At 54.1% G+C, this 19,261-nt stretch carries 15 protein-coding genes; 13 read left to right on the top strand and 2 right to left on the bottom strand.

Features of this window, described 5'->3' with window-relative positions; all coding sequences use genetic code 11:
• The first annotated feature begins 99 nt into the window (after window positions 1-99).
• The 3 genes from rluD (at window position 100) to clpB (ending at window position 4,553) form a co-directional block, all read left to right on the top strand.
• A complete protein-coding gene (rluD, locus tag AC222A_RS11565; RefSeq protein WP_372780864.1) occupies window positions 100-1,062 on the top strand; it encodes a 23S rRNA pseudouridine(1911/1915/1917) synthase RluD in 963 nt (320 codons plus the stop codon).
• Complete coding sequence (gene pgeF / locus AC222A_RS11560; protein WP_486775017.1) at window positions 1,055-1,801, top strand: peptidoglycan editing factor PgeF; 747 nt, start codon at window positions 1,055-1,057, stop codon at window positions 1,799-1,801. Before rluD ends, pgeF begins: the two co-directional genes overlap by 8 nt.
• A gap of 151 nt (window positions 1,802-1,952) precedes the next feature.
• On the top strand, window positions 1,953-4,553 hold the full coding sequence (gene clpB / locus AC222A_RS11555; RefSeq protein WP_372799249.1) for an ATP-dependent chaperone ClpB: 2,601 nt from the start codon (window positions 1,953-1,955) through the stop codon (window positions 4,551-4,553).
• Between the two features lie 43 nt (window positions 4,554-4,596).
• On the opposite strand, the gene AC222A_RS11550 is transcribed toward clpB, so the two are convergent.
• The gene (locus tag AC222A_RS11550; protein WP_372747948.1) at window positions 4,597-5,046 is read right to left on the bottom strand and encodes a DUF4124 domain-containing protein; all 450 of its coding nucleotides are present in this window, start codon (window positions 5,044-5,046) and stop codon (window positions 4,597-4,599) included.
• A 556-nt stretch (window positions 5,047-5,602) separates the two neighbouring features.
• On the opposite strand from AC222A_RS11550, the gene AC222A_RS11545 reads away from it, so the two are divergent.
• The 10 genes from AC222A_RS11545 to AC222A_RS11500 all read left to right on the top strand — a co-directional run bounded on the left by AC222A_RS11545 (window position 5,603) and on the right by AC222A_RS11500 (window position 18,514).
• Window positions 5,603-7,351, top strand: coding sequence for an acetolactate synthase 3 large subunit (locus AC222A_RS11545; protein ID WP_372747949.1), 1,749 nt, complete (start codon window positions 5,603-5,605; stop codon window positions 7,349-7,351).
• Window positions 7,351-7,842: an acetolactate synthase small subunit gene (gene ilvN / locus AC222A_RS11540; protein WP_372747950.1), complete on the top strand. Its 492-nt coding sequence runs from the start codon at window positions 7,351-7,353 to the stop codon at window positions 7,840-7,842. Before AC222A_RS11545 ends, ilvN begins: the two co-directional genes overlap by 1 nt.
• Before the next feature lie 129 nt (window positions 7,843-7,971).
• A complete protein-coding gene (locus AC222A_RS11535; protein ID WP_372747951.1) occupies window positions 7,972-8,238 on the top strand; it encodes a DUF4212 domain-containing protein in 267 nt (88 codons plus the stop codon).
• A 3-nt stretch (window positions 8,239-8,241) separates the two neighbouring features.
• On the top strand, window positions 8,242-9,972 hold the full coding sequence (locus AC222A_RS11530; RefSeq protein WP_372780867.1) for a sodium:solute symporter family protein: 1,731 nt from the start codon (window positions 8,242-8,244) through the stop codon (window positions 9,970-9,972).
• Between the two features lie 275 nt (window positions 9,973-10,247).
• Window positions 10,248-12,176 (top strand): sensor histidine kinase, encoded by a 1,929-nt coding sequence (locus AC222A_RS11525; protein WP_372747953.1) that lies wholly within the window; start codon window positions 10,248-10,250, stop codon window positions 12,174-12,176.
• Window positions 12,176-12,547: a response regulator gene (locus AC222A_RS11520; RefSeq protein ID WP_372747954.1), complete on the top strand. Its 372-nt coding sequence runs from the start codon at window positions 12,176-12,178 to the stop codon at window positions 12,545-12,547. Before AC222A_RS11525 ends, AC222A_RS11520 begins: the two co-directional genes overlap by 1 nt.
• A 9-nt stretch (window positions 12,548-12,556) precedes the next feature.
• Window positions 12,557-14,665 (top strand): EAL domain-containing protein, encoded by a 2,109-nt coding sequence (locus tag AC222A_RS11515; RefSeq protein ID WP_372747955.1) that lies wholly within the window; start codon window positions 12,557-12,559, stop codon window positions 14,663-14,665.
• Window positions 14,662-16,683, top strand: coding sequence for an ATPase, T2SS/T4P/T4SS family (locus tag AC222A_RS11510; protein ID WP_372763808.1), 2,022 nt, complete (start codon window positions 14,662-14,664; stop codon window positions 16,681-16,683). Before AC222A_RS11515 ends, AC222A_RS11510 begins: the two co-directional genes overlap by 4 nt.
• Window positions 16,684-16,749: 66 nt before the next feature.
• A complete protein-coding gene (locus AC222A_RS11505; protein WP_372760393.1) occupies window positions 16,750-17,808 on the top strand; it encodes a type II secretion system F family protein in 1,059 nt (352 codons plus the stop codon).
• A gap of 166 nt (window positions 17,809-17,974) precedes the next feature.
• Window positions 17,975-18,514, top strand: a complete 540-nt coding sequence (locus AC222A_RS11500) for a type II secretion system protein (protein WP_372750093.1) — start codon at window positions 17,975-17,977, stop codon at window positions 18,512-18,514.
• Window positions 18,515-18,588: 74 nt separating this feature from the next.
• Here the strand turns inward: AC222A_RS11500 and AC222A_RS11495 are convergent.
• The coding region (locus AC222A_RS11495; RefSeq protein WP_372750094.1) for a hypothetical protein at window positions 18,589-19,261 on the bottom strand (673 nt) is incomplete at its 5' end.

The following is a 19,261-nucleotide window of genomic DNA, read 5'->3' as shown; positions in this document are numbered from 1 at the left end:
CATTCCCGGTTTCAGCGGTGGATAATTCAGGCGACGTATTTAACCACAGCCACCCTGCTCCATAAAGCGGCCGCACGCGGTGGCGAAAAAGGATTATTCATGCCCGACACAATTGCCCTCAGCGCCGTCATTCCAGACGAGCTGGCGGGCCAGCGGTTAGACCAGGCGGTTGCCCACCTGTTCCCCGATTACTCCCGTTCACGCCTGCAAAGCTGGATTAAGTCCGGCGAACTGACAGTAAACGGCGCAACCCTTCGCCCCAAGGACAAAATCATGGGCGGCGAAACCGTCAGTATTGGCGCCGAATTGCAGGACGAGGGCCGTTGGGAGCCTCAGCAGATTGATTTCGGGTTGTTTTACGAAGATGAGCAATTGCTGGTGCTGGACAAGCCCGTTGGCCTGGTGGTGCATCCCGCTGCCGGGCATGCCGACGGTACTCTAGTCAATGCCCTGCTGGAACACTGCCCGGCTTTGGCGCAGTTACCGCGGGCGGGCATTGTGCACAGGCTCGACAAGGACACTTCCGGGTTGATGGTGGTTGCGAAAACCCTCGAAGCCCATACCTCGCTGGTCAAGCAATTGCAGGCGCGAGAGGTACACCGCGAATACGAGGCGCTGGTCTACGGTGCCATGACCGGCGGCGGTAAGGTGGATGCGCCGATGGGCCGGCATCCACAGCAACGCAAGAAAATGGCGGTAGTGCGCGCCGGCGGCAAGGATGCTGTGACACATTATCGAATGATTGCGCGCTACGCGCATTTTTCGCATGTGCGCTGCCTACTGGAAACCGGGCGCACTCACCAGATTCGAGTGCACATGGCTCATATCAAGCATCCACTCATTGGCGATCAGCTTTATGCGGGCCGCCTGCGCCAGCCCAAGGGCGCCAGTGAATTGCTCAGCGAAACCCTGCGCACTTTCCGTCGCCAAGCTTTGCACGCGCGGCGCCTTGAACTGCTGCACCCGGCCTCTGGCGAGCTCGTGAGCTGGGAGTCTGAGCTGCCCGCTGATTTTCAGCGGCTGCGTGACGTGCTGGCTGCTGAGGACAAGGCGGGTGGCTGATGTGATTTACCCCGACTGGGACGCGCCTGCAAACGTGCGCGCCCTGTGCACGACGCGCTCGGGCGGGGTAAGCCACGGCGCATATGCGTCGTTCAATCTTGGCGACCACGTGGCTGACGATCCGCTGGCCGTATCTGAAAATCGTCGCCGTCTGCATCACTACTGCCCGGAATTGACAGAAATCCAGTGGTTATCCCAGATACATAGCCCGGCGGTGGTGGTCGCCGACGGTAGCCGAGTGCCACAGGCCGATGCTGCGATTACTGATCGCACCGGGTTGGCCTGCGCGGTGCTGACGGCTGACTGTTTGCCGGTTTTGTTTGCCGATAGGGCTGGGAAGCAGGTGGCAGCGGCTCACGCCGGTTGGCGTGGATTGCTCGACGGTGTTCTGGTTAATACCGTGAATGCATTTGACGCCCCTGCCGCACAGCTCCTTGCCTGGCTGGGGCCCTGTATTCGCCAGCCGCGATTTGAAGTGGGCGGGGAAGTGCGCGGGGCCTTCATTGACAGATTCTCAGGTCCGTCGGTCCGTCAGGTGGAGAGCTGTTTTGTCTCCGGCGACGAAGCGGACAAATACCAGTGTGATCTGGCGGGCTTGGCGGCGCTGCAGCTACAGGCATTGGGCCTGACGGCGATCGCCGACAGCGGCCTGTGTAGCTACGACGATCCACGGTTTTACTCCTATCGCCGCGAAAATCCCTGCGGCCGCTTTGCCAGCCTGATTTACCGCCTGCCTTGATTTTTGCCGTTTAACCCTCATTTAAGGTTGTGTACGAGGCTTTATTTGCTCGTGAGCTGGCTGGTTGAAGCCAGACCTTGCTGGCAGTAGCGGTAAGCCCCGTCATGTGTGGGTGCGAGCCGAGCTCGCGAATTTACACGAGGGTAATTTCATGCGTATTGATCGTTTCACCAGTGCTCTGCAGTCTGCCGTTGCCGAGGCCCAATCGCTGGCCATTGGTAAGGATCACCAGTTTATTGAGCCGGTGCATCTGTTGATGGCGCTGTTGCGTCAGCAAAATGGCTCGGTCAAACCCTTGCTGCAACAGGCCGGCGTAAATGTGCCGAGCCTTGAGCAGCGCTTGGGAGAACAGCTGAAAGCCCTGCCTCAGGTACAGGGCACGCCTGGCGACGTGCATGTGTCCAATGAACTCGGCCGCGTTTTCAATGTGACCGACAAACTCGCTCAGCAACGCGGCGACGCCTATATTTCCAGTGAGCTTGTGGTGCTTGCGTTGTTGGACGTAGGCGGCAAATTGGCTGCCGACCTCAAAGCCGCAGGACTGACCAAGGACAAACTCGAAGGCGCGATTGATAGTGTGCGCGCAGGAGCCAACGTGAACGACCCGGAAGCTGAAGGTGCCCGCCAGGCCCTTGAAAAATATACCATTGATCTCACCGAGCGTGCGCGCGAAGGCAAGCTCGACCCGGTAATTGGTCGCGACGAGGAGATTCGTCGCGCAGTGCAGGTGCTGCAACGTCGCACCAAGAACAATCCCGTGCTGATTGGTGAGCCCGGCGTAGGTAAAACGGCGATCGTGGAAGGGTTGGCTCAGCGGATTGTAAATGGTGAAGTGCCGGAGGGTCTGAAAGACAAGCGGTTGCTGTCGCTGGATCTCGGCTCGCTGCTAGCGGGTGCCAAATATCGCGGTGAATTTGAAGAGCGCCTGAAAGCCGTGCTCAACGAATTGGCGAAGGAAGAAGGGCGCGTCATCCTCTTTATCGACGAACTGCACACCATGGTCGGCGCCGGTAAGGCAGAAGGCGCAATGGACGCAGGCAATATGCTCAAGCCGGCGTTGGCGCGGGGCGAGCTGCATTGTGTGGGGGCTACCACGCTCGACGAATATCGTCAGTACCTTGAAAAAGATGCAGCACTAGAGCGCCGCTTTCAGAAAGTACTGGTGGGTGAGCCCAGTGAAGAGGACACCATCGCCATTCTGCGTGGCCTGAAAGAGCGCTACGAAGTGCACCATGGTGTCGATATCACGGATTCGGCCATTATCGCCGCCACCCGCCTGTCGCAACGCTATATTGCGGATCGGCAATTGCCGGACAAGGCGATCGATCTCATTGATGAATCGGCCAGCCGGATACGCATGGAGATAGATTCCAAGCCGGAGGAGATGGATCGACTTGAGCGCCGCCTTATACAGCTGAAAATACAGCGCGAAGCGGTCAAAAAGGACAAGGACGAATCGGCCCGCAAGCAATTGGAAAAGCTCAATGCCGATATCGACGCAGTGGAGAAAGAGTATGCCGACCTTGAGGAAATCTGGTTGGCTGAAAAATCGTCATTGCAGGGCGCAAATCAGATCAAAAGCGAGCTGGAGAAAGCGAAGCTGGAGCTGGATTCAGCGCGCCGTGCCAGCGATCTGACTCGCATGTCCGAACTGCAGTACGGAGTTATTCCTGAGCTGGAGAAACGCCTTGCCAGTGCCGGCAGCGCTGACAGCGAAGAGCGAAAGTTATTGCGCAACAAAGTAACCGATGAAGAGGTGGCGGAGGTGGTTTCGCGCTGGACCGGCATTCCTGTGAGCAAAATGCTTGAAGGCGAGCGCGAGAAACTATTACGCATGGAAGACGAATTGCATCACCGGGTGGTGGGGCAGGAAGAGGCAATTGTTGCCGTATCGCACGCGGTGCGACGCTCTCGTGCCGGGCTGAGCGAGCCCAACCGGCCCAACGGTTCCTTTCTGTTTATGGGGCCAACCGGGGTCGGTAAAACCGAGCTATGCAAGGCGCTGGCGACCTTTTTGTATGATAGCGAAGATGCCATGGTGCGCATCGATATGTCGGAGTTTATGGAGAAGCATTCCGTTGCCCGACTTATCGGCGCGCCTCCCGGATATGTCGGTTATGAAGAAGGTGGCTATTTGACGGAAGCCGTTCGTCGTCGGCCCTATTCCCTGTTACTGCTCGATGAAGTGGAAAAGGCGCATCCGGACGTATTCAATATTCTGTTGCAGGTGCTGGACGATGGCCGCCTGACAGACGGTCAGGGCCGCACGGTTGATTTTCGCAATACCGTCATTGTGATGACCTCAAACCTTGGGTCGGACCGCATTCAGGATCTTGCACGCGCCGACCGTGGTTATGATGCGATCAAGGAGGCGGTGCTGGACGTGGTTTCAAATCATTTCCGGCCGGAGTTTATTAATCGCCTCGACGAGATGGTGGTGTTCCGTCCGCTGGAGCAGGCCCAGGTGCGAGCGATTGCCGACATTCAGCTGGTCTATCTCAGCAAGCGCTTGGCAGAGCGGGAGCTCTCGCTGGAGTTGAGCGATGCGGCGATGGACAAGCTTACGGCTGTGGGCTTCGACCCGGTTTACGGGGCGCGCCCGCTGAAACGAGCGATTCAGCAGATGGTGGAAAACCCGTTGGCGCACGACATTCTTGAGGGTAAATTTGGTCCCGGGGATGCCATATACGGCGACGTGGAAGGCGAGCGGCTGGTATTTTCAACCGTCGCCAACGCGGAGATGGTGAGCTAAGGGTTACCAAGCGCTGCAGGCGTCCGGCGCGTGCCGCCGGGCGCTAGCAGTAGATATCTACCGCCTCCTGAGCCTTTTTCATTTGCTCCGATTGCTCCTCGCTGTCGAGCACTCGGTATTCGCCGTTGTCATCTTTCACTCTCACGCGCTGGCCGCGTGAGAAGTTCTGTAGGGCCTTTCTGGCCTGCTCGCAGCGCGCGGGGTCTTTATCCGGGAGAACTTCGAACTCTTTGTTTTTCTCCGGCTTTTCCGGAGCGGGCTCGGTACCGCTATCCGCCCGTTTTGCCGGCACTTTCGGCGGGTAGGGTGGATTAACGCTGTCGTCGCTGTAGCCGCGGCCGGTCGGGATAAATGTTGAAGGGCGATCCAACGGGGGCTTTTGGGTGAAATGGGGCTGGCCATTGTCGTCAACCCAGCGGTAATAGCCGGTTTTGGCGGTCACCGCCGACCCCGCAACGATAATCAACAGCGCCAAGGCGAGTCTTTTCAGCATGTTATAGTCCCATTCCTCACTCCTTCCTTCATTATGGCAGACATTTTGCGTTAGCGATAAGGAGTAGCATCACACTTTGACAGCTATTGACAAGTGCTTGCCATCACTGAAAAATACGCGATTGCTCAGAACACCTGAAATGGCCGTTAATCCACCGCTACCCGCGGTTGTGATTCGGGGTTGCGCTCAAGCGCGCAATCATTGCTTTCGCAAATCCATTCTCTCCGCAAGCACATGACCTGTGTTGCGAGAATGCCATCTTCGCACACCCCGCGAAGACCTTCACAAGGGCAAATCTGCATCCTTTTGCAGCTTTGTCAGGCGTTTCGCCCGACGCATCGTGGTCGATGTGATCGGAGGTTCATGTGATTCTCGCTGCCGCATAGTCGGCGGGCGCACATGCTGTTATTTAATCGAAAGGGCGCCTCCGGAATTCAGGTTTTTGCGAGGGCCGCAGAGTTGCCATTGAAAATGGGCGCGCTCTGCGCGGGGCTAAAGCAGTCCTTGCGAAAACACCCGTTTCCATCGGTGCCCGAAAACTGAAGAGGATTATTCAGTGGAGTTACTATCTGGCGGTGATATGATCGCCCGCGCCCTCGAAGACGAAGGCGTTGAATTTATCTTCGGCTACCCCGGTGGGGCCGTTCTACATATTTACGACTCCTTGTTTCAGAACTGCAAGGTGCCTCATATTCTGGTGCGTCACGAGCAGGCGGCGACTCATGCCGCTGATGGCTACGCGCGCGCCACCGGCAAGCCCGGCGTGGTGCTGGTCACCTCTGGCCCTGGTGCAACTAACGCGGTCACCGGCATTGCCACGGCCTATATGGACTCTATTCCCATGGTTGTGCTGTCCGGTCAGGTTGCTACCCACCTGATTGGCGAAGACGCCTTCCAGGAAACCGACATGGTTGGTATCTCCCGCCCCATTGTGAAGCACAGCTTTATGGTGAAGAAGGCCGAAGACATCCCCGAGACCATCAAAAAGGCTTTCTATCTGGCGTCTACCGGGCGGCCAGGTCCGGTCGTTATCGATCTGCCGAAAGACATTACCAACCCAGTCGATAAATTTGAGTACCGCTACCCTAAATCGGTGAAGATGCGTTCTTACACGCCAGCGAGCCGAGGTCACTCCGGCCAGATCAAGAAAGCGGTACAGTTGCTGTTGGAAGCCAAACGCCCGGTGATTTATACCGGTGGTGGTGTGGTGCAAGGCAATGCATCCGGTGTGTTGACTGAGCTGGCGCACGAGCTGAACTATCCCGTCACCAATACCCTGATGGGACTTGGTGGCTTCCCCGGTGACGATCGTCAGTTTCTGGGCATGCTGGGCATGCACGGGTTTTATGAAGCCAATAATGCCATGCATCACAGTGATGTGATTCTGGCGGTGGGTGCACGCTTCGACGACCGCGTTACCAATACGCCCGGCAAATTCTGTCCCGGCGCAAAAATCATCCATATCGATATCGATCCGGCGTCAATCTCAAAAACCATCGCTGCTGATGTGCCGATTGTCGGGCCGGTGGATTCCGTGCTCGCCGAAATGTTGAGCCTGGTTCGCGAAGCCCGCAAAGCCGACAAAAGTCTACCTGACGCGAAAGCGCTGGGTGTCTGGTGGAATCAGATTGACGAGTGGCGTGATGCCCACGGCCTGTGGACCAGACCCCGTTACGATACCTCTACCGATCTGATCAAGCCGCAGGAAGTCATCGATACCTTGTGCAAGGTGACCAATGGCGAGGCGTATGTAACCTCTGATGTTGGTCAGCACCAGATGTACGCGGCTCAGTACTACCGCTTCAAGCACCCGCGCCGCTGGATCAATTCCGGGGGGCTGGGCACGATGGGCTTTGGTCTGCCTTCCGCAATGGGTGTGAAACTTGCCTACCCGGATTCAGACGTGGTCTGTGTGACCGGCGAAGGCAGTATCCAGATGAATATTCAGGAGCTCTCCACCTGTACCCAGTACAACATCCCGGTGAAAATCCTGAATCTGTACAACGGCTACCTTGGCATGGTTAAGCAATGGCAGGATATGCAGTATGAAGGTCGCTATGCCGAGAGTACTTACGAGAACTCGCTGCCGGACTTCTGCAAGCTGGCAGAAGCCTACGGCCACGTGGGAATTCGCGTAGACAAAAAGGCGGACCTGGAAGGGGCGTTGAAAGAAGTGTTGGCGATGAAAGATCGCCTGGTGTTTATGGATATTCACGTAGATCCCCACGAGCACGTTTACCCGATGCTGGTGGCGCCGAACGGCTCCATGCGTGATATGTGGTTGAGCAAGACGGAGCGGACCTGATGCGACGGATAATTTCAGTATTGTTGGAAAACGAGCCTGGCGCTCTGTCGCGTGTGGTTGGCCTGTTCTCGCAGCGTGGCTATAACATTGAAACGTTAAACGTAGCGCCAACCGAAGATGAGACGCTGTCTCGTCTGACCCTGACCACTGTCGGCGATGATCACAAGATCGAGCAGATCACCAAGCACCTGAACCGTCTGGTGGATGTGGTCAAACTGGTCGACCTGAGTGAGGGCGCACATATCGAGCGCGAACTGATGCTGGTGAAGGTCCGTGCCACCGGCGCCCAGCGCGCCGAAATCAAGCGCTGCACCGATATTTTCCGCGGTCAGATCGTGGATGTTGGTCCAACCGTGTATACCATTCAGATCACCGGCGCGTCTGACAAGCTGGACTCGTTTCTGGAGGCTGTTGGTGACGCAGCCATACTGGAAGTGGTGCGCAGCGGTGTGTCCGGTATTGCGCGCGGCGAGAAAGTGCTCTCCTTGTAATACCCTGTGGGCAAGGTCCGCTCCCGCATTGGTTTAGTGGATAACCTCTGGGAGCGGCGGGCCTTGCCCGCGAATTGCTTTTGCTTCGCCATCCTTTAAGCTGTCCCAAAACATAACAGGGACATCTCCATGGCATTTCAATCCGACCAACATGCCAAGGCCTACTGGCGTGAGCATCTCCGTTTGATGTTCGCCCTCTCGGCAATCTGGTTTCTCGTGTCTTTTGGTTGCGGCATCCTCTTTGTTGATTGGCTCAACCAGTTTCGCCTCAGCGGCTACAAACTGGGCTTCTGGTTTGCGCAGCAGGGCGCCATTTACACCTTTGTGATTCTGATCTTTGTCTATGCCCGATTGATGGGGCGTCTCGATAAAAAATATCACGTTCACGAGGAGTAACAGATGGATCTCCAGACGCTGACCTACCTCGTCGTTGGTGCCACATTTGCGCTGTATATTGGTATTGCACTCTGGTCGCGCGCCGGCTCGACACATGAATTCTATGTAGCTGGTGGAGGTATTCACCCCGTCGCCAATGGCATGGCGACTGCTGCCGACTGGATGAGCGCCGCTTCGTTTATTTCCATGGCCGGATTGATTGCCTATATGGGCTACGGTGGTTCGGTATTTTTGATGGGCTGGACAGGTGGTTTTGTTCTACTGGCCATGTTTCTGGCACCTTATCTGCGCAAGTTCGGAAAGTTTACCGTGCCTGAGTTCATCGGCGAGCGCTACTACTCACGAACCGCCCGGATTGTCGCGGTTATCTGCCTGATCGTCTGTTCGGTGACTTATGTGATCGGGCAAATGAAAGGTGTGGGTGTGGCATTTTCGCGGTTTCTGGAAGTGGACTACGATATCGGCCTGTATGTGGGCATGGGGATCGTGTTTGTCTACGCGGTATTAGGCGGGATGAAGGGGATAACCTATACCCAGATCGCCCAGTACTGCGTACTGATTTTTGCCTTCACCATTCCCGCGATTTTTATCTCCCTGAATCTGACTGGTAATCCTCTCCCCCAGCTTGGTCTAGGCAGCACACTGATTGGCAGTGATACCTATCTGCTGGATAAGCTTGATCTGGTCTTGCAGGACCTCGGATTCGCCCAGTACTCCACTCAGGAGCGGCTCAGCAAACTGAATATGTTTGCCTACACCCTGTCGCTGATGATCGGTACGGCGGGGTTGCCCCATGTCATTATCCGGTTTTTCACTGTGCCGAAAGTCAGCGATGCACGTAAGTCGGCGGGCTGGGCTTTGCTGTTTATTGCCATTCTCTACACCACCGCACCAGCGGTTTCCGGTATGGCGCGACTGAACCTTGTTGATACGCTTGCTGGTAGAGATGGCGGTGGCTTGGTCTACGATGAACGCCCGCAGTGGTTCAAGAACTGGGAGAAAACCGGACTGCTGGAATTTGAAGACAAGAATGGCGACGGGCGGGTGACCCATGTCGCTGACTCGGCGGTGAATGAGATGGTCACTATCGATCGGGACATTATCGTGTTGGCAAATCCGGAGATTGCTCGCCTGCCCAATTGGGTTATTGCATTGGTAGCCGCGGGTGGTCTAGCGGCGGCCCTATCGACGGCGGCGGGGCTGTTGCTGGCCATATCCTCTGCGATCTCCCATGATTTGCTAAAAGGTGTCTTTACGCCCGGCATTTCGGAAAAACAGGAGCTGCTGGCCAGCCGTATCGCCATGGCAGTCGCGATCGGGTTTGCCGGGTATCTGGGTTTGAATCCACCTGATTTTGCAGCCGGAACCGTAGCGCTGGCCTTTGGCCTGGCGGCATCGTCACTTTTTCCTGCACTTATGCTCGGCATCTTCAGCAAGCGGGTGACCAAGGAAGGAGCTATTGCGGGCATGCTCGCGGGGCTTGGGGCCACGCTGTGTTATGTATTCCAGCACAAAGGCATCATGTTTATTCCGGGTACGGAGTTTATGGGAGGTATGCAGGAAAACTGGTTTCTGGGGATTGAGCCCAATGCCTTTGGTGCCGTCGGTGCGCTGGTGAATGTGATTGTCGCAGTTACGGTTTCCCGGGTTACTGCCGAACCCCCTTCCGAGGTGCAGGAGCTGGTAGAGCATATCAGAGTGCCATCGGGGGTGGTTTCAACACATGGCCACTAGCCGCGGGGCATACGGGTGTGATGGTCGGGGTGCTTTGCCTATGATTTATAAGCGTTTTATGGTTCCCGGGTCACAATTATCCTGCTGCACCCCGTTGTCGGAAAGTTTTAAATACGCATATTTCACAAAGGTGAGCTAGTGTAACTTTGTGTAAGGTGGGAGTTTGGCGTAAAACAACTGATAGGGAGTCGCGTGAAATCGTTGAGGCCGAGGCCTGCAGCGACGAGCGGGCACCTGCAGAGATGGAGTGGGCACAGACTCGTGGGAGAATATAGATGCAGGCGGTAAAGGGCACTACGGAGCAGCAACCGGATGAAATGTCGCCCCTGCAGAAGGAACGACGGCGCGGTGATCGGCGCCGGGTAACAACGCGCAGGGTGCGCGAGCGCAGAACAACGGAGCGGTTGGCTGCGTTCTTTCCGATGCTGTTGATCGCATCACTCAGCCTGACTTTATTGTTGGTTGTATTTAGCTGGCAATCTGCGAAATTGCGCAATGCCGAGACTCGCGTCTTTGGGGCGGCGATCGCTTCTTCGCAGGCTTCGATGTCTGCGAGCGCTTTCGACCGTTTGCTGGAGCGACCGGAGCAGTCGAGTTTACTTGCCGCGGTGAAAGGACACCCGATGTTTGGGTATCTGATCGTTGAGTCTCCACACGGCCAACGTCGGGCCGAAAACATTGCCGGACAAGTAACCATCCCGGATCTGCCTCTGTCTGCGAGTCAGCGAGTTGTCGGTGGGTCGCGCGATTTTTCCACCGCTGATCGCACAGTCGATCTGCTGGAATACTTTTTCCCGGTTGAGCAGGCCGGAAACCAGGTTGTGCGGATCGGGTTCCTGGCGCCAACGTTTTATTGGCCGCCGGGGGCGCTCTACTACTTTTTATTATCCCTGCCTCTTGTGCTGCTGACATTTGCTGCGCTCTCATCAATCATTAAAACCTATGTTCCCATGCAGGTGTTGGGCCAGCATTTCAAATCACTGAACGAATCTAATGAGCTAGCGGTTATCGATAATTCAGAGGCGCGTTCGCCTTTATTTGATGATTTCAACTCGCTGATTGCGAACGCCAAGCAAATTGTTAGCGACATAGAGTCCAAGCAGGACAAATTGGATCTTAATCGCAAACTGCTGCAGTTTGACAAAGCCAGAACTGACGCTGTGCTCAATACCTTATCAATCGGCATTGTGGTGCTGGATGCGGCCGGTGCCGTGTCCTACCACAACAAGCGGTTTGCCAAGTTTTTCCCGTCGGTAGAGCCGCCTGAAGCTGGAGCCGGCTTCTCCGATTGGTGTCCATCAGAAGAAGTCATGAGCTATGTTGAGAGCTGCCGAAAAAATGGTGATGCCGCCGGGCAAATGCAGTTTTGTTATGCTCACCGCAAAAACCACGAAAAAATTGCCTCGGTGACAATACGACCGTTGAAAACCCTGGATCAGGGTGAGCCACTGGGCGTAATTTTGGTTTTTCAGGATATTAGCGATGTGGTACATAACAAAAAAATGTCGGAAGAATTTGCGATCAAGGCCGCGCACGAACTCAAGACGCCACTGCACGTGGTTAAGATGTACAGCGAGATGCTCATGGAAGACGATATCGAGCCGGATCTTCGGGTCGAATCGCTGAATACCATTTACGATGAAGTCGATCGCATGGCTGATCTGGTCAATAATCTGCTGAATATTGCCAAGATCGAGATGGGCAGCATCAACGTTGAGAAGACGCGGGTAAAAACGGCGGAGTTCCTCAACGATATTTTCGAAAACATGAGTCGCGCGGCGGCCAACAAAACACTGGATCTGCAAAAACAGATTCCGGAAAGCTTGAGCCCAATTGTGGTCGATAAGGACTTACTCCGGATTGCCATCAATAACCTGCTTTCCAATGCGATTAAATACAACCGCGACGATGGTCAGGTGCGCTTGGTTGCTGAAGAAAATAACGAGGTTGTCAGAATCCATGTGGGCGATAGTGGGCCCGGAATATCGCAGGAAGATCAGCAATTGGTATTCGACAAGTTCTATCGGTCAGAAGATGAAGAAATCAGAAAAAGAAGCGGGCATGGCTTAGGCCTTACGCTGGCAAAGAATATTGTTCAGCTGCACCACGGGCAACTGAGCGTATCCAGCGAACCGGGTGAAGGTAGCACCTTTACTATTGAATTTAACAAGAAGTCGATATTGGGCGAGCGAGGTAGTCAGTAATGCCGGTCATTCTGATAGCTGAAGACGAGCCGCATATTTTTCGCGTGCTGAGAATTGCGCTGGAAAAAGCCGGTTATGTCGTTGAGCATGCGGTGAATGGTAAAGAGGCATTGGTTAAGATTCTCAGCTGCGCACCTGATGCGTTAATTTCAGATATCGCCATGCCGATTATGGATGGGCGAGAGCTGTGTATGCGGCTCGAAGAAGAATTGCCGGAGCGGACTTTTCCTATAATTATTTCTACTTCAAAAGCCGGCATTGAGCATCGTGAGTGGTCAGCAAAGATTAACAACCTGACATTCATGGAAAAACCCGCCAGTCTTAGAGCGCTTGTTGCGCTGATGCATGAACTCGTTCCTGTCGATCCCTGAGGATAACGCGTGGCTACGATAGATCATTTGCGGTACGTCGACTTTAAAGGTTACTCACGCATGCTGTTTGCGCTGGTAGCCGATATAGGGAGGATTGACGTTTTTGAAACAGAGAACGAGTGCGTATTTACCTCGGACGGAGAGTTTGATGGTGTTTTCCGAGGTAGTGACTATACCCTGCGGCAGGAAATTCCTTTACGTGACCTCGACGTGTTGCCGTTCATTGGTGTTGTTGCAAAGACAGGAATGTCGCCTGCGTTAACGGTACAGCTTGAGACCGCACTGACAAACATCGCAAGCAATGTTGCCAGCGAGCTGCAGCTTCGAGCTGAGCTGGATGCCATGGCAGAGGAGCTTGGCGAGCGCTATGACGAACTCAATCTGGTTTATAAAATCAAGCATAACGTCGAGTCGGAAATTGACGACAGTAAACCGGTTGATTTTTCGCTGCAGCAACTGGTGGATGATTGCGCCACGTTTCTGGCTGTTGATTCGGCGCAGATAATAATCCCAGGTAAGCAATGCGTCGTGCAGGCCGGTAAGCCCGGCCGTGCGTTGTCGGAAGAGCAGTTGGCGATTGCAGTCGAGTCGATGAAAGTGATGCAGCAGTCTTTTGTATCGAATTCGGAGGAAGAGGCGCATCGTTTTAAGCTGGACCGGCTGGGGGAGCTGAACGTTGTTTGTGCCCCAATATTTTCTCCCAATGCCAGATTGCAGGGTATGTTTGTGGCAGTTAGGCGAAGAGATCTAGCCGAATTCACAAACAGTGATCGACAGCTAGTAGAAATTCAGGCGGAGATGGCACGAAAAATCATCAAGCAGCGGTATGATCAGGTGACCGGGCTGATGAAGCAGGCAGAGCTTGATATCCGTTTTGGTGATGTACTAAAAAGCAATGAGCAACAATGTTGCTTGGTTTTCTTTCACTTTAATCATCTAAAAATACTGGCCGATAGCTTTGGTCATGAGCACGCGAGCAAGTTGCTTGCGGCCTTTTCCTCAATCCTGCACGACCACCTGGATACGGGCTGTATTGCAGCGAGGGTAAGCGCCGATGAGATTGTTGTAATCTCTACAAATAACGATTTTGTCCAGCGCCTGGATAGCCTGTTTGCGGCGATAGAAAGAGTCAATGCTAATCGTCATATTGTGCCTGCGGGCAGTGAGTTCAGTGTCAATGTGGGCATCGTCCGATATCACGAAGAATTCCGTTCGGCGGCAGACTGGTTGACTGCGGGAGACTTGGCGGCTTCTCTCGCTAAGGACAACAGCTTTCAGCGTCAGCATGAGTATAGTCCCAATGATCGAGCGCAGGGGCGAAGAAGTGACGATATCTACTGGCTGCAGAATGTTAAGAGCGCATTGCTTAATCGCGATTTTGTTCTCTACTGCCAGCCTATGGAGGCGCTCTCCGGAGGCCCGCCACACTATGAGGTGTTGTTGCGCATTCTTGATGACGAGGGGAATCTTTTATCACCGGCCAAATTTATAGAGGCCGCCGAGCGTTACGATCTGGTGCCGAATATCGACCAATGGGTGGTCGAAGAAATCTGTGGTCTACTTAAAACTTATCGAATCAGTGAGATCTCTCCCGAGTCAGTCTGGAGTATAAACCTGTCAGGCAAGTCGATGGGTAGCAAAGATTTCAAGCGGTTTCTGGTAGAGCTGCTTGAAGCGAATGTGAAATTCGCTAACCACCAGCTATGTTTTGAGCTGACCGAGACGGCTGAAATTGGCGAGATGCAGTCGGCGCTCGAGCTAATGAAAGAAGTCAAAGCGCTTGGTGCGGCGTTCTCGCTAGACGACTTTGGCTGCGGCCTTAGCTCATTCAGCTACCTGAAAGAGATACCGGTTGACTACCTGAAGATAGATGGCAGTTTCGTACAAGAAATAGAGTCTAATGATATTAATCTCAGCATGGTTAAAGCCATGAATAGTGTTGGCAAGCTTATGGGGCTGTCTACGATAGCGGAATTTGTGGAATCTGAGAGCGTTAAAGAGCTTTTGCAATCCATTGGGCTGGATTATGCACAGGGTTACGTTGTGTCACCGCCAGTGCCATTGACAGAAGTGTTGGAACAACTAACGGAGCAAGCCGGCGCAGGAGTGGCCAAGTGACGCAAGTTCTGAAAACACAGCTCGGGGTCATCAGCTATCTCGCGCTGACCGAGTCGCTCGACAAACCGGCGACGCTCACAGAACTGCAGCGTGCTGTTGAAGAAGCGGTTGCCCAGCAAGACCTCAATGTTGCCATCGATATGGGGAACATAAAGTTTATAAACAGTCGAGCTCTGGAGGCAATTCTCGATTGCAATGAGTTGCTCACACGCGAAGGCGGCTGGTTAAAGTTGGCAAACTGCTCCGGCATCGTAAAGAAAATTTTGGCCATTAGCGGTGTAGATCGCCAGGTCGGGATTATTGACGACGGAAAAATGGAGTCGCCGCCGCAACGTGGCGAATTTCGCCGTTTGGGGGATGTCCTGCTCGAACGATCATTAGTTGACGAAGATACGATAGTCCACGCCATGGAGGAGCAGGAGCGCACTGGGATGCGAATGGGGCGGATACTTATCGAGTCGCAAGTGGTGGCTGAAGAGGATGTGCTCAGGGCGGTAAGTGAGCAGCTTGGAATACCGTTTGTCAGCATAAAGGCCGGCGTTTTTGATATCGAGGTATTTGATTCGCTGTCTCAGGATACGGCGATTCGGCTTAATGCGATGCCCTTGTTCAAAGTTCGTGGAACATTGGCGGTGGCCCTCCCCGATGCGCAGGATATTGCCGTACTGAGCGAGATTGAAGAAGCTACCGGTTGTCAGATCAGGCCCGTATTGGCATGTCGTGCTGACATAAAGCGAGCGTTGAATGAAATTGTCGGTGGCGTTGATATCGGTACCGATCTGATCTCCGACATTGATGATGACCTCGAGCTGGTGGAGACGAATCAGCCCGAAGACTATGCTGCAATCGATGAATTGTCCTCGGGTTCGCCAATCATCAATCTCGTTAATGCCATTATCCAGAGGGCAGTGAACGACGGCGCAAGCGACGTGCATATCGAACCGGGATCAAAAAATTCCCGTGTCAGGTTTCGTGTCGATAGCATTCTTTACGAAATTATGGCGCCGCGTGCGGAGTTGCACCCCGCCATCGTGTCACGACTGAAAATTATGGCCAACCTGGATATTGCCGAGCGCAGAATGCCGCAGGATGGGCGTATCCAGATATATACGCAAAACCAAAAAGTCGATTTGCGCTTCAGCTCGCTGCCGGGTCTGCACGGAGAGAAAGTGGTGCTGAGGGTGCTCGACAAAAGCCGGACAATACTGGACCTTCACAAACTCGGTTTTTCGGCGGGTAATCTTGAAAGATTTCGCGGATTGCTCTCAAAGAGCTATGGGCTGATATTGGTTACGGGGCCAACAGGAAGCGGGAAAACCACATCGCTGTATGCTGCGTTGAGCCATCTGAACTCGCTGGAAAAAAATATCGTAACGGTTGAGGATCCGGTCGAGTATCAGCTGGATATCATTAATCAAAATGAAGTTCGCGATGCAATTGGGCTCACCTTTTCGCGCATGCTCAAGCACATCCTGCGTCAAGACCCGGATATTGTCATGGTCGGCGAGATAAGGGAGCGTGAAACTGCGCAGATCGCCGTGCAGGCGGCGCTGACGGGGCATCTGGTGTTGTCGACCCTGCACACCAATGACAGTGTCAGCGCGGTTACGCGGATGATCGACATGGGGGTGGAACCCTATCTATTGTCGTCGGCGTTGGTCGGTGTTGTCGCACAGCGGCTAGTTCGCAAAATCTGTCCCAATTGCAAAACGCGCTTCAAGCCGCCGCCAGAAGTTGTCGAGCGCTACCAGTGGCAAGAGCGGGAGAACATTATGCTTGCCCAGGGGCGAGGATGTGAAGTTTGTTTTGACTCGGGATATAAAGGCCGGCTGGGTATCCATGAGGTGTTGACGGTCGACTCTGCGTTACAGAGTCTGATAATGAAGAACCCTAGCCGCGATGATCTGAACAAGTATGCGCAGCAGCGCAACCTGAAAACGCTGTTTAATGATGGGTTGGAGCATGTGCTAGCTGAAGAAACGACACTTGAAGAAGTTTCGAGGGTTATCAGTGATTGAGTATTGCGTGTTATGCCTTTAGTTGAGCAAGATACTTCCGCAAAGCGCTCTGGCACGGCGTTCTCGATGAAGTCGGAGCTTTTCCAGCGGCCGGTAACCGCCGACGACCGCATGTTTTTTACTGAGCAGCTGGCACTTTTGTTGGAGACGGGTTCTGCACTGCATAAAAGCCTGCAGCTGTTACATAACCAGATGGAAAACCCCCGCGTGCGCGATATCATCGCTGATCTTGCGCTTCAGGTGGAAAAGGGGCGCGCCTTTTCCTATGCGTTGCTGCAGCACCCCGAAATGTTCCCCACGACCTATGTGAAGCTGGTAGAGGCCAGTGAGGGCGGCGGCTTTATGGCCAAGGTTCTGGATGAATTGCTGGCCATGGATGAAAAACAGCAGCAACTTAAGGGGACAGTCAGTTCTGCAATGACCTACCCCATGTTTTTGTTGGTGTTTTCCGGGGCAGTTGTCATCTTCGTAATGGTTTTTGTTTTCCCCAAGTTTGCCGAAATCTTTTCGTCGATAAAGGATCAGCTGCCGGCATCAACGATTGTGCTAATGGCTATCAGCGATTTGTTACGAATATATTGGCTGGCGGTGTCTGCGGTGGTTGGCGGCATTGTTGCAGGTAGCGTCTTTTGGGCAAAATCGGCCGCCGGTGGTGCAACACTTGATAGGCTGAAGTTGCGCACACCGATGCTGCGCAACATCTTCCAGAAGATTTATCTTGTTCAGCTTATGCGCGTACTTAGCCTGTCGCTGAGTAATGGTGTCAGTGTTCGCGATGCGCTGAGCGCGAGCCGGGATGTTGTTAATAATCGTGCATACCGGGCTTTGATTAGAGAGACCGAAAAGAGTGTTCAGGAGGGCGGGCGTATCAGTGATGTTTTTTGTCAGTCTGCGTATGTCCCTGAGCTGGCGCGGCAGATGTTGGCCACGGGTGACGAAACGGGAACCCTGTCCAAGGTTATGGCCCGCATAGCGGATTACTATTCCCGGGAACTGACTAAGCAGTTAAACCAATTGTCGAAACTGGCAGAGCCCGTCATGCTGGTCGTGATGGGCTTGGTGGTTGGGATTATTGTCAGTTCACTGATATTGCCGATTTTCAAGCTGTCCAGCGTGGCGATGTGAAGTGGGCGTGTTTATAAGGGTTTTCGTGTATTTTCGGCTGCGATCATATATATTTAAATGATCGCAAGGTAATCGTAATAACGGTGTATTGTTAGGCGCTAAAAAAGAGCTGTCTAATCAACCGGTTAAAAGTGATTTTGCAAGCAGATTCATTGAGGGGATTTTCATGGATTCTAAGTCGCCCAAGCGGCAATCCGGGTTCACGCTCGTTGAGCTCGTCATTGTAGTTTTAATCTTGTCGGTACTAGCAGCAATTGTTATTCCCCAGTTCACCTCCTCCACTGACGACGCCAAGCGAGCCGCGCTTGATTCCAGTTTGGCAGGTGTTCGTGGAGCAATTGACCTGTACTACCAACATCACGGCCATTACCCCAGCAGTGTTGCGGCTACCGGCGCAACCTGTCCGGGAACTGGCACCGCTGGCACGGGTGCGATAGACACGGTTCAGGCGTTTCTTGATCAGTTGAGTCGGTACTCGAACGCAGCAGGCCAAACCTGTTCAACAACCGATGCAACCTTCAAGTTCGGTCCTTACTACAAGAAAGATGCTCTACCGCCTGACCCGATTACCGGCACAAATAATACTTTGGTTATTGTGAATACGGGTGACTTGGCCATGATTGCAGACGGTACGGCTGGCGGCTGGAAATACGACAACAAAACCGGCAAGTTCATCATGAACCACACCGATTACGACGATCGCTAAGACGCTTTACGATTGGGGGTGGCTATCGCGCTTCCCCCGACCGACCTTTCCCGCCCCGCCCTACATAATCCTGACTAGTCACAAACTTGAATCCTGAGGTTGTCAATGATTACCGTGTCGCCAGAATCAAGGGTGGCAGATGGTCTCAGTCGAATGGCGGTATCGGCGCTTGCATAAGCGCTTATATCTAAAGATGCGGATGATTTTTGGTCTGCGGTAGGCCCTCCAATTTCGTGAAGCGAGTCCCAGGGGCCGGCGAGTCCATCACGAGAAATTTCAATCGTCACGTTCTCACCGCCTTCGATGCTCAGCGCGCGCGCGTCTAGGCTCAGTATTACCTTAATGTCTCCAGTGAGGTCCAGTGCCCGCATTGCGCCACTGCTGCCCGACACGGCCAGGCCTGTTTCACCATCCATGGTGAGCAGGCGAACGTCCCCAGCGGCGGGGCCGTCGTTTTCACCATACTCCAGCCAGGGGGTGGAGGCCCAGTTTGACGAACCTGTGCTGCCATCGTAGGTGCCACTCTCGAAGTCGTCGCCGTACTTCAGGGTACAGGGTTGGCCCGGGTAAAGTGCAAGGAGTGAGTGGGATGCCAGATCGGTGAGAAGGTGGTCGCAGTTTTCGGTGTTGACGGACAGGCCGGCGACCTCTTTAGCGCTAAAGCTTTCGGTATTGTAGGCGCCGAGCAGCTGGCCGCTGAAATTGAGCATGAGAACCTGCCTGCTGCCCGGGGTGGCGAGGAGAAAC

Source organism: Litorivivens sp. (assembly GCF_057445395.1).
The sequence above is the reverse complement of the archived record's forward strand: the minus strand, read 5'-3'. Positions and strand labels throughout refer to the sequence as shown.

What these genes read in the sequence shown, in the direction of transcription:
- rluD (WP_372780864.1), top strand. Translation starts at nt 100, where the DNA reads ATGCCCGACACAATTGCCCTCAGCGCCGTCATTCCAGACGAGCTGGCG.
- clpB (WP_372799249.1), top strand. Translation starts at nt 1,953, where the DNA reads ATGCGTATTGATCGTTTCACCAGTGCTCTGCAGTCTGCCGTTGCCGAG.
- AC222A_RS11550 (WP_372747948.1), bottom strand. Translation starts at nt 5,046, where the DNA reads ATGCTGAAAAGACTCGCCTTGGCGCTGTTGATTATCGTTGCGGGGTCG.
- ilvN (WP_372747950.1), top strand. Translation starts at nt 7,351, where the DNA reads ATGCGACGGATAATTTCAGTATTGTTGGAAAACGAGCCTGGCGCTCTG.
- AC222A_RS11535 (WP_372747951.1), top strand. Translation starts at nt 7,972, where the DNA reads ATGGCATTTCAATCCGACCAACATGCCAAGGCCTACTGGCGTGAGCAT.
- AC222A_RS11530 (WP_372780867.1), top strand. Translation starts at nt 8,242, where the DNA reads ATGGATCTCCAGACGCTGACCTACCTCGTCGTTGGTGCCACATTTGCG.
- AC222A_RS11525 (WP_372747953.1), top strand. Translation starts at nt 10,248, where the DNA reads ATGCAGGCGGTAAAGGGCACTACGGAGCAGCAACCGGATGAAATGTCG.
- AC222A_RS11520 (WP_372747954.1), top strand. Translation starts at nt 12,176, where the DNA reads ATGCCGGTCATTCTGATAGCTGAAGACGAGCCGCATATTTTTCGCGTG.
- AC222A_RS11505 (WP_372760393.1), top strand. Translation starts at nt 16,750, where the DNA reads ATGAAGTCGGAGCTTTTCCAGCGGCCGGTAACCGCCGACGACCGCATG.
- AC222A_RS11500 (WP_372750093.1), top strand. Translation starts at nt 17,975, where the DNA reads ATGGATTCTAAGTCGCCCAAGCGGCAATCCGGGTTCACGCTCGTTGAG.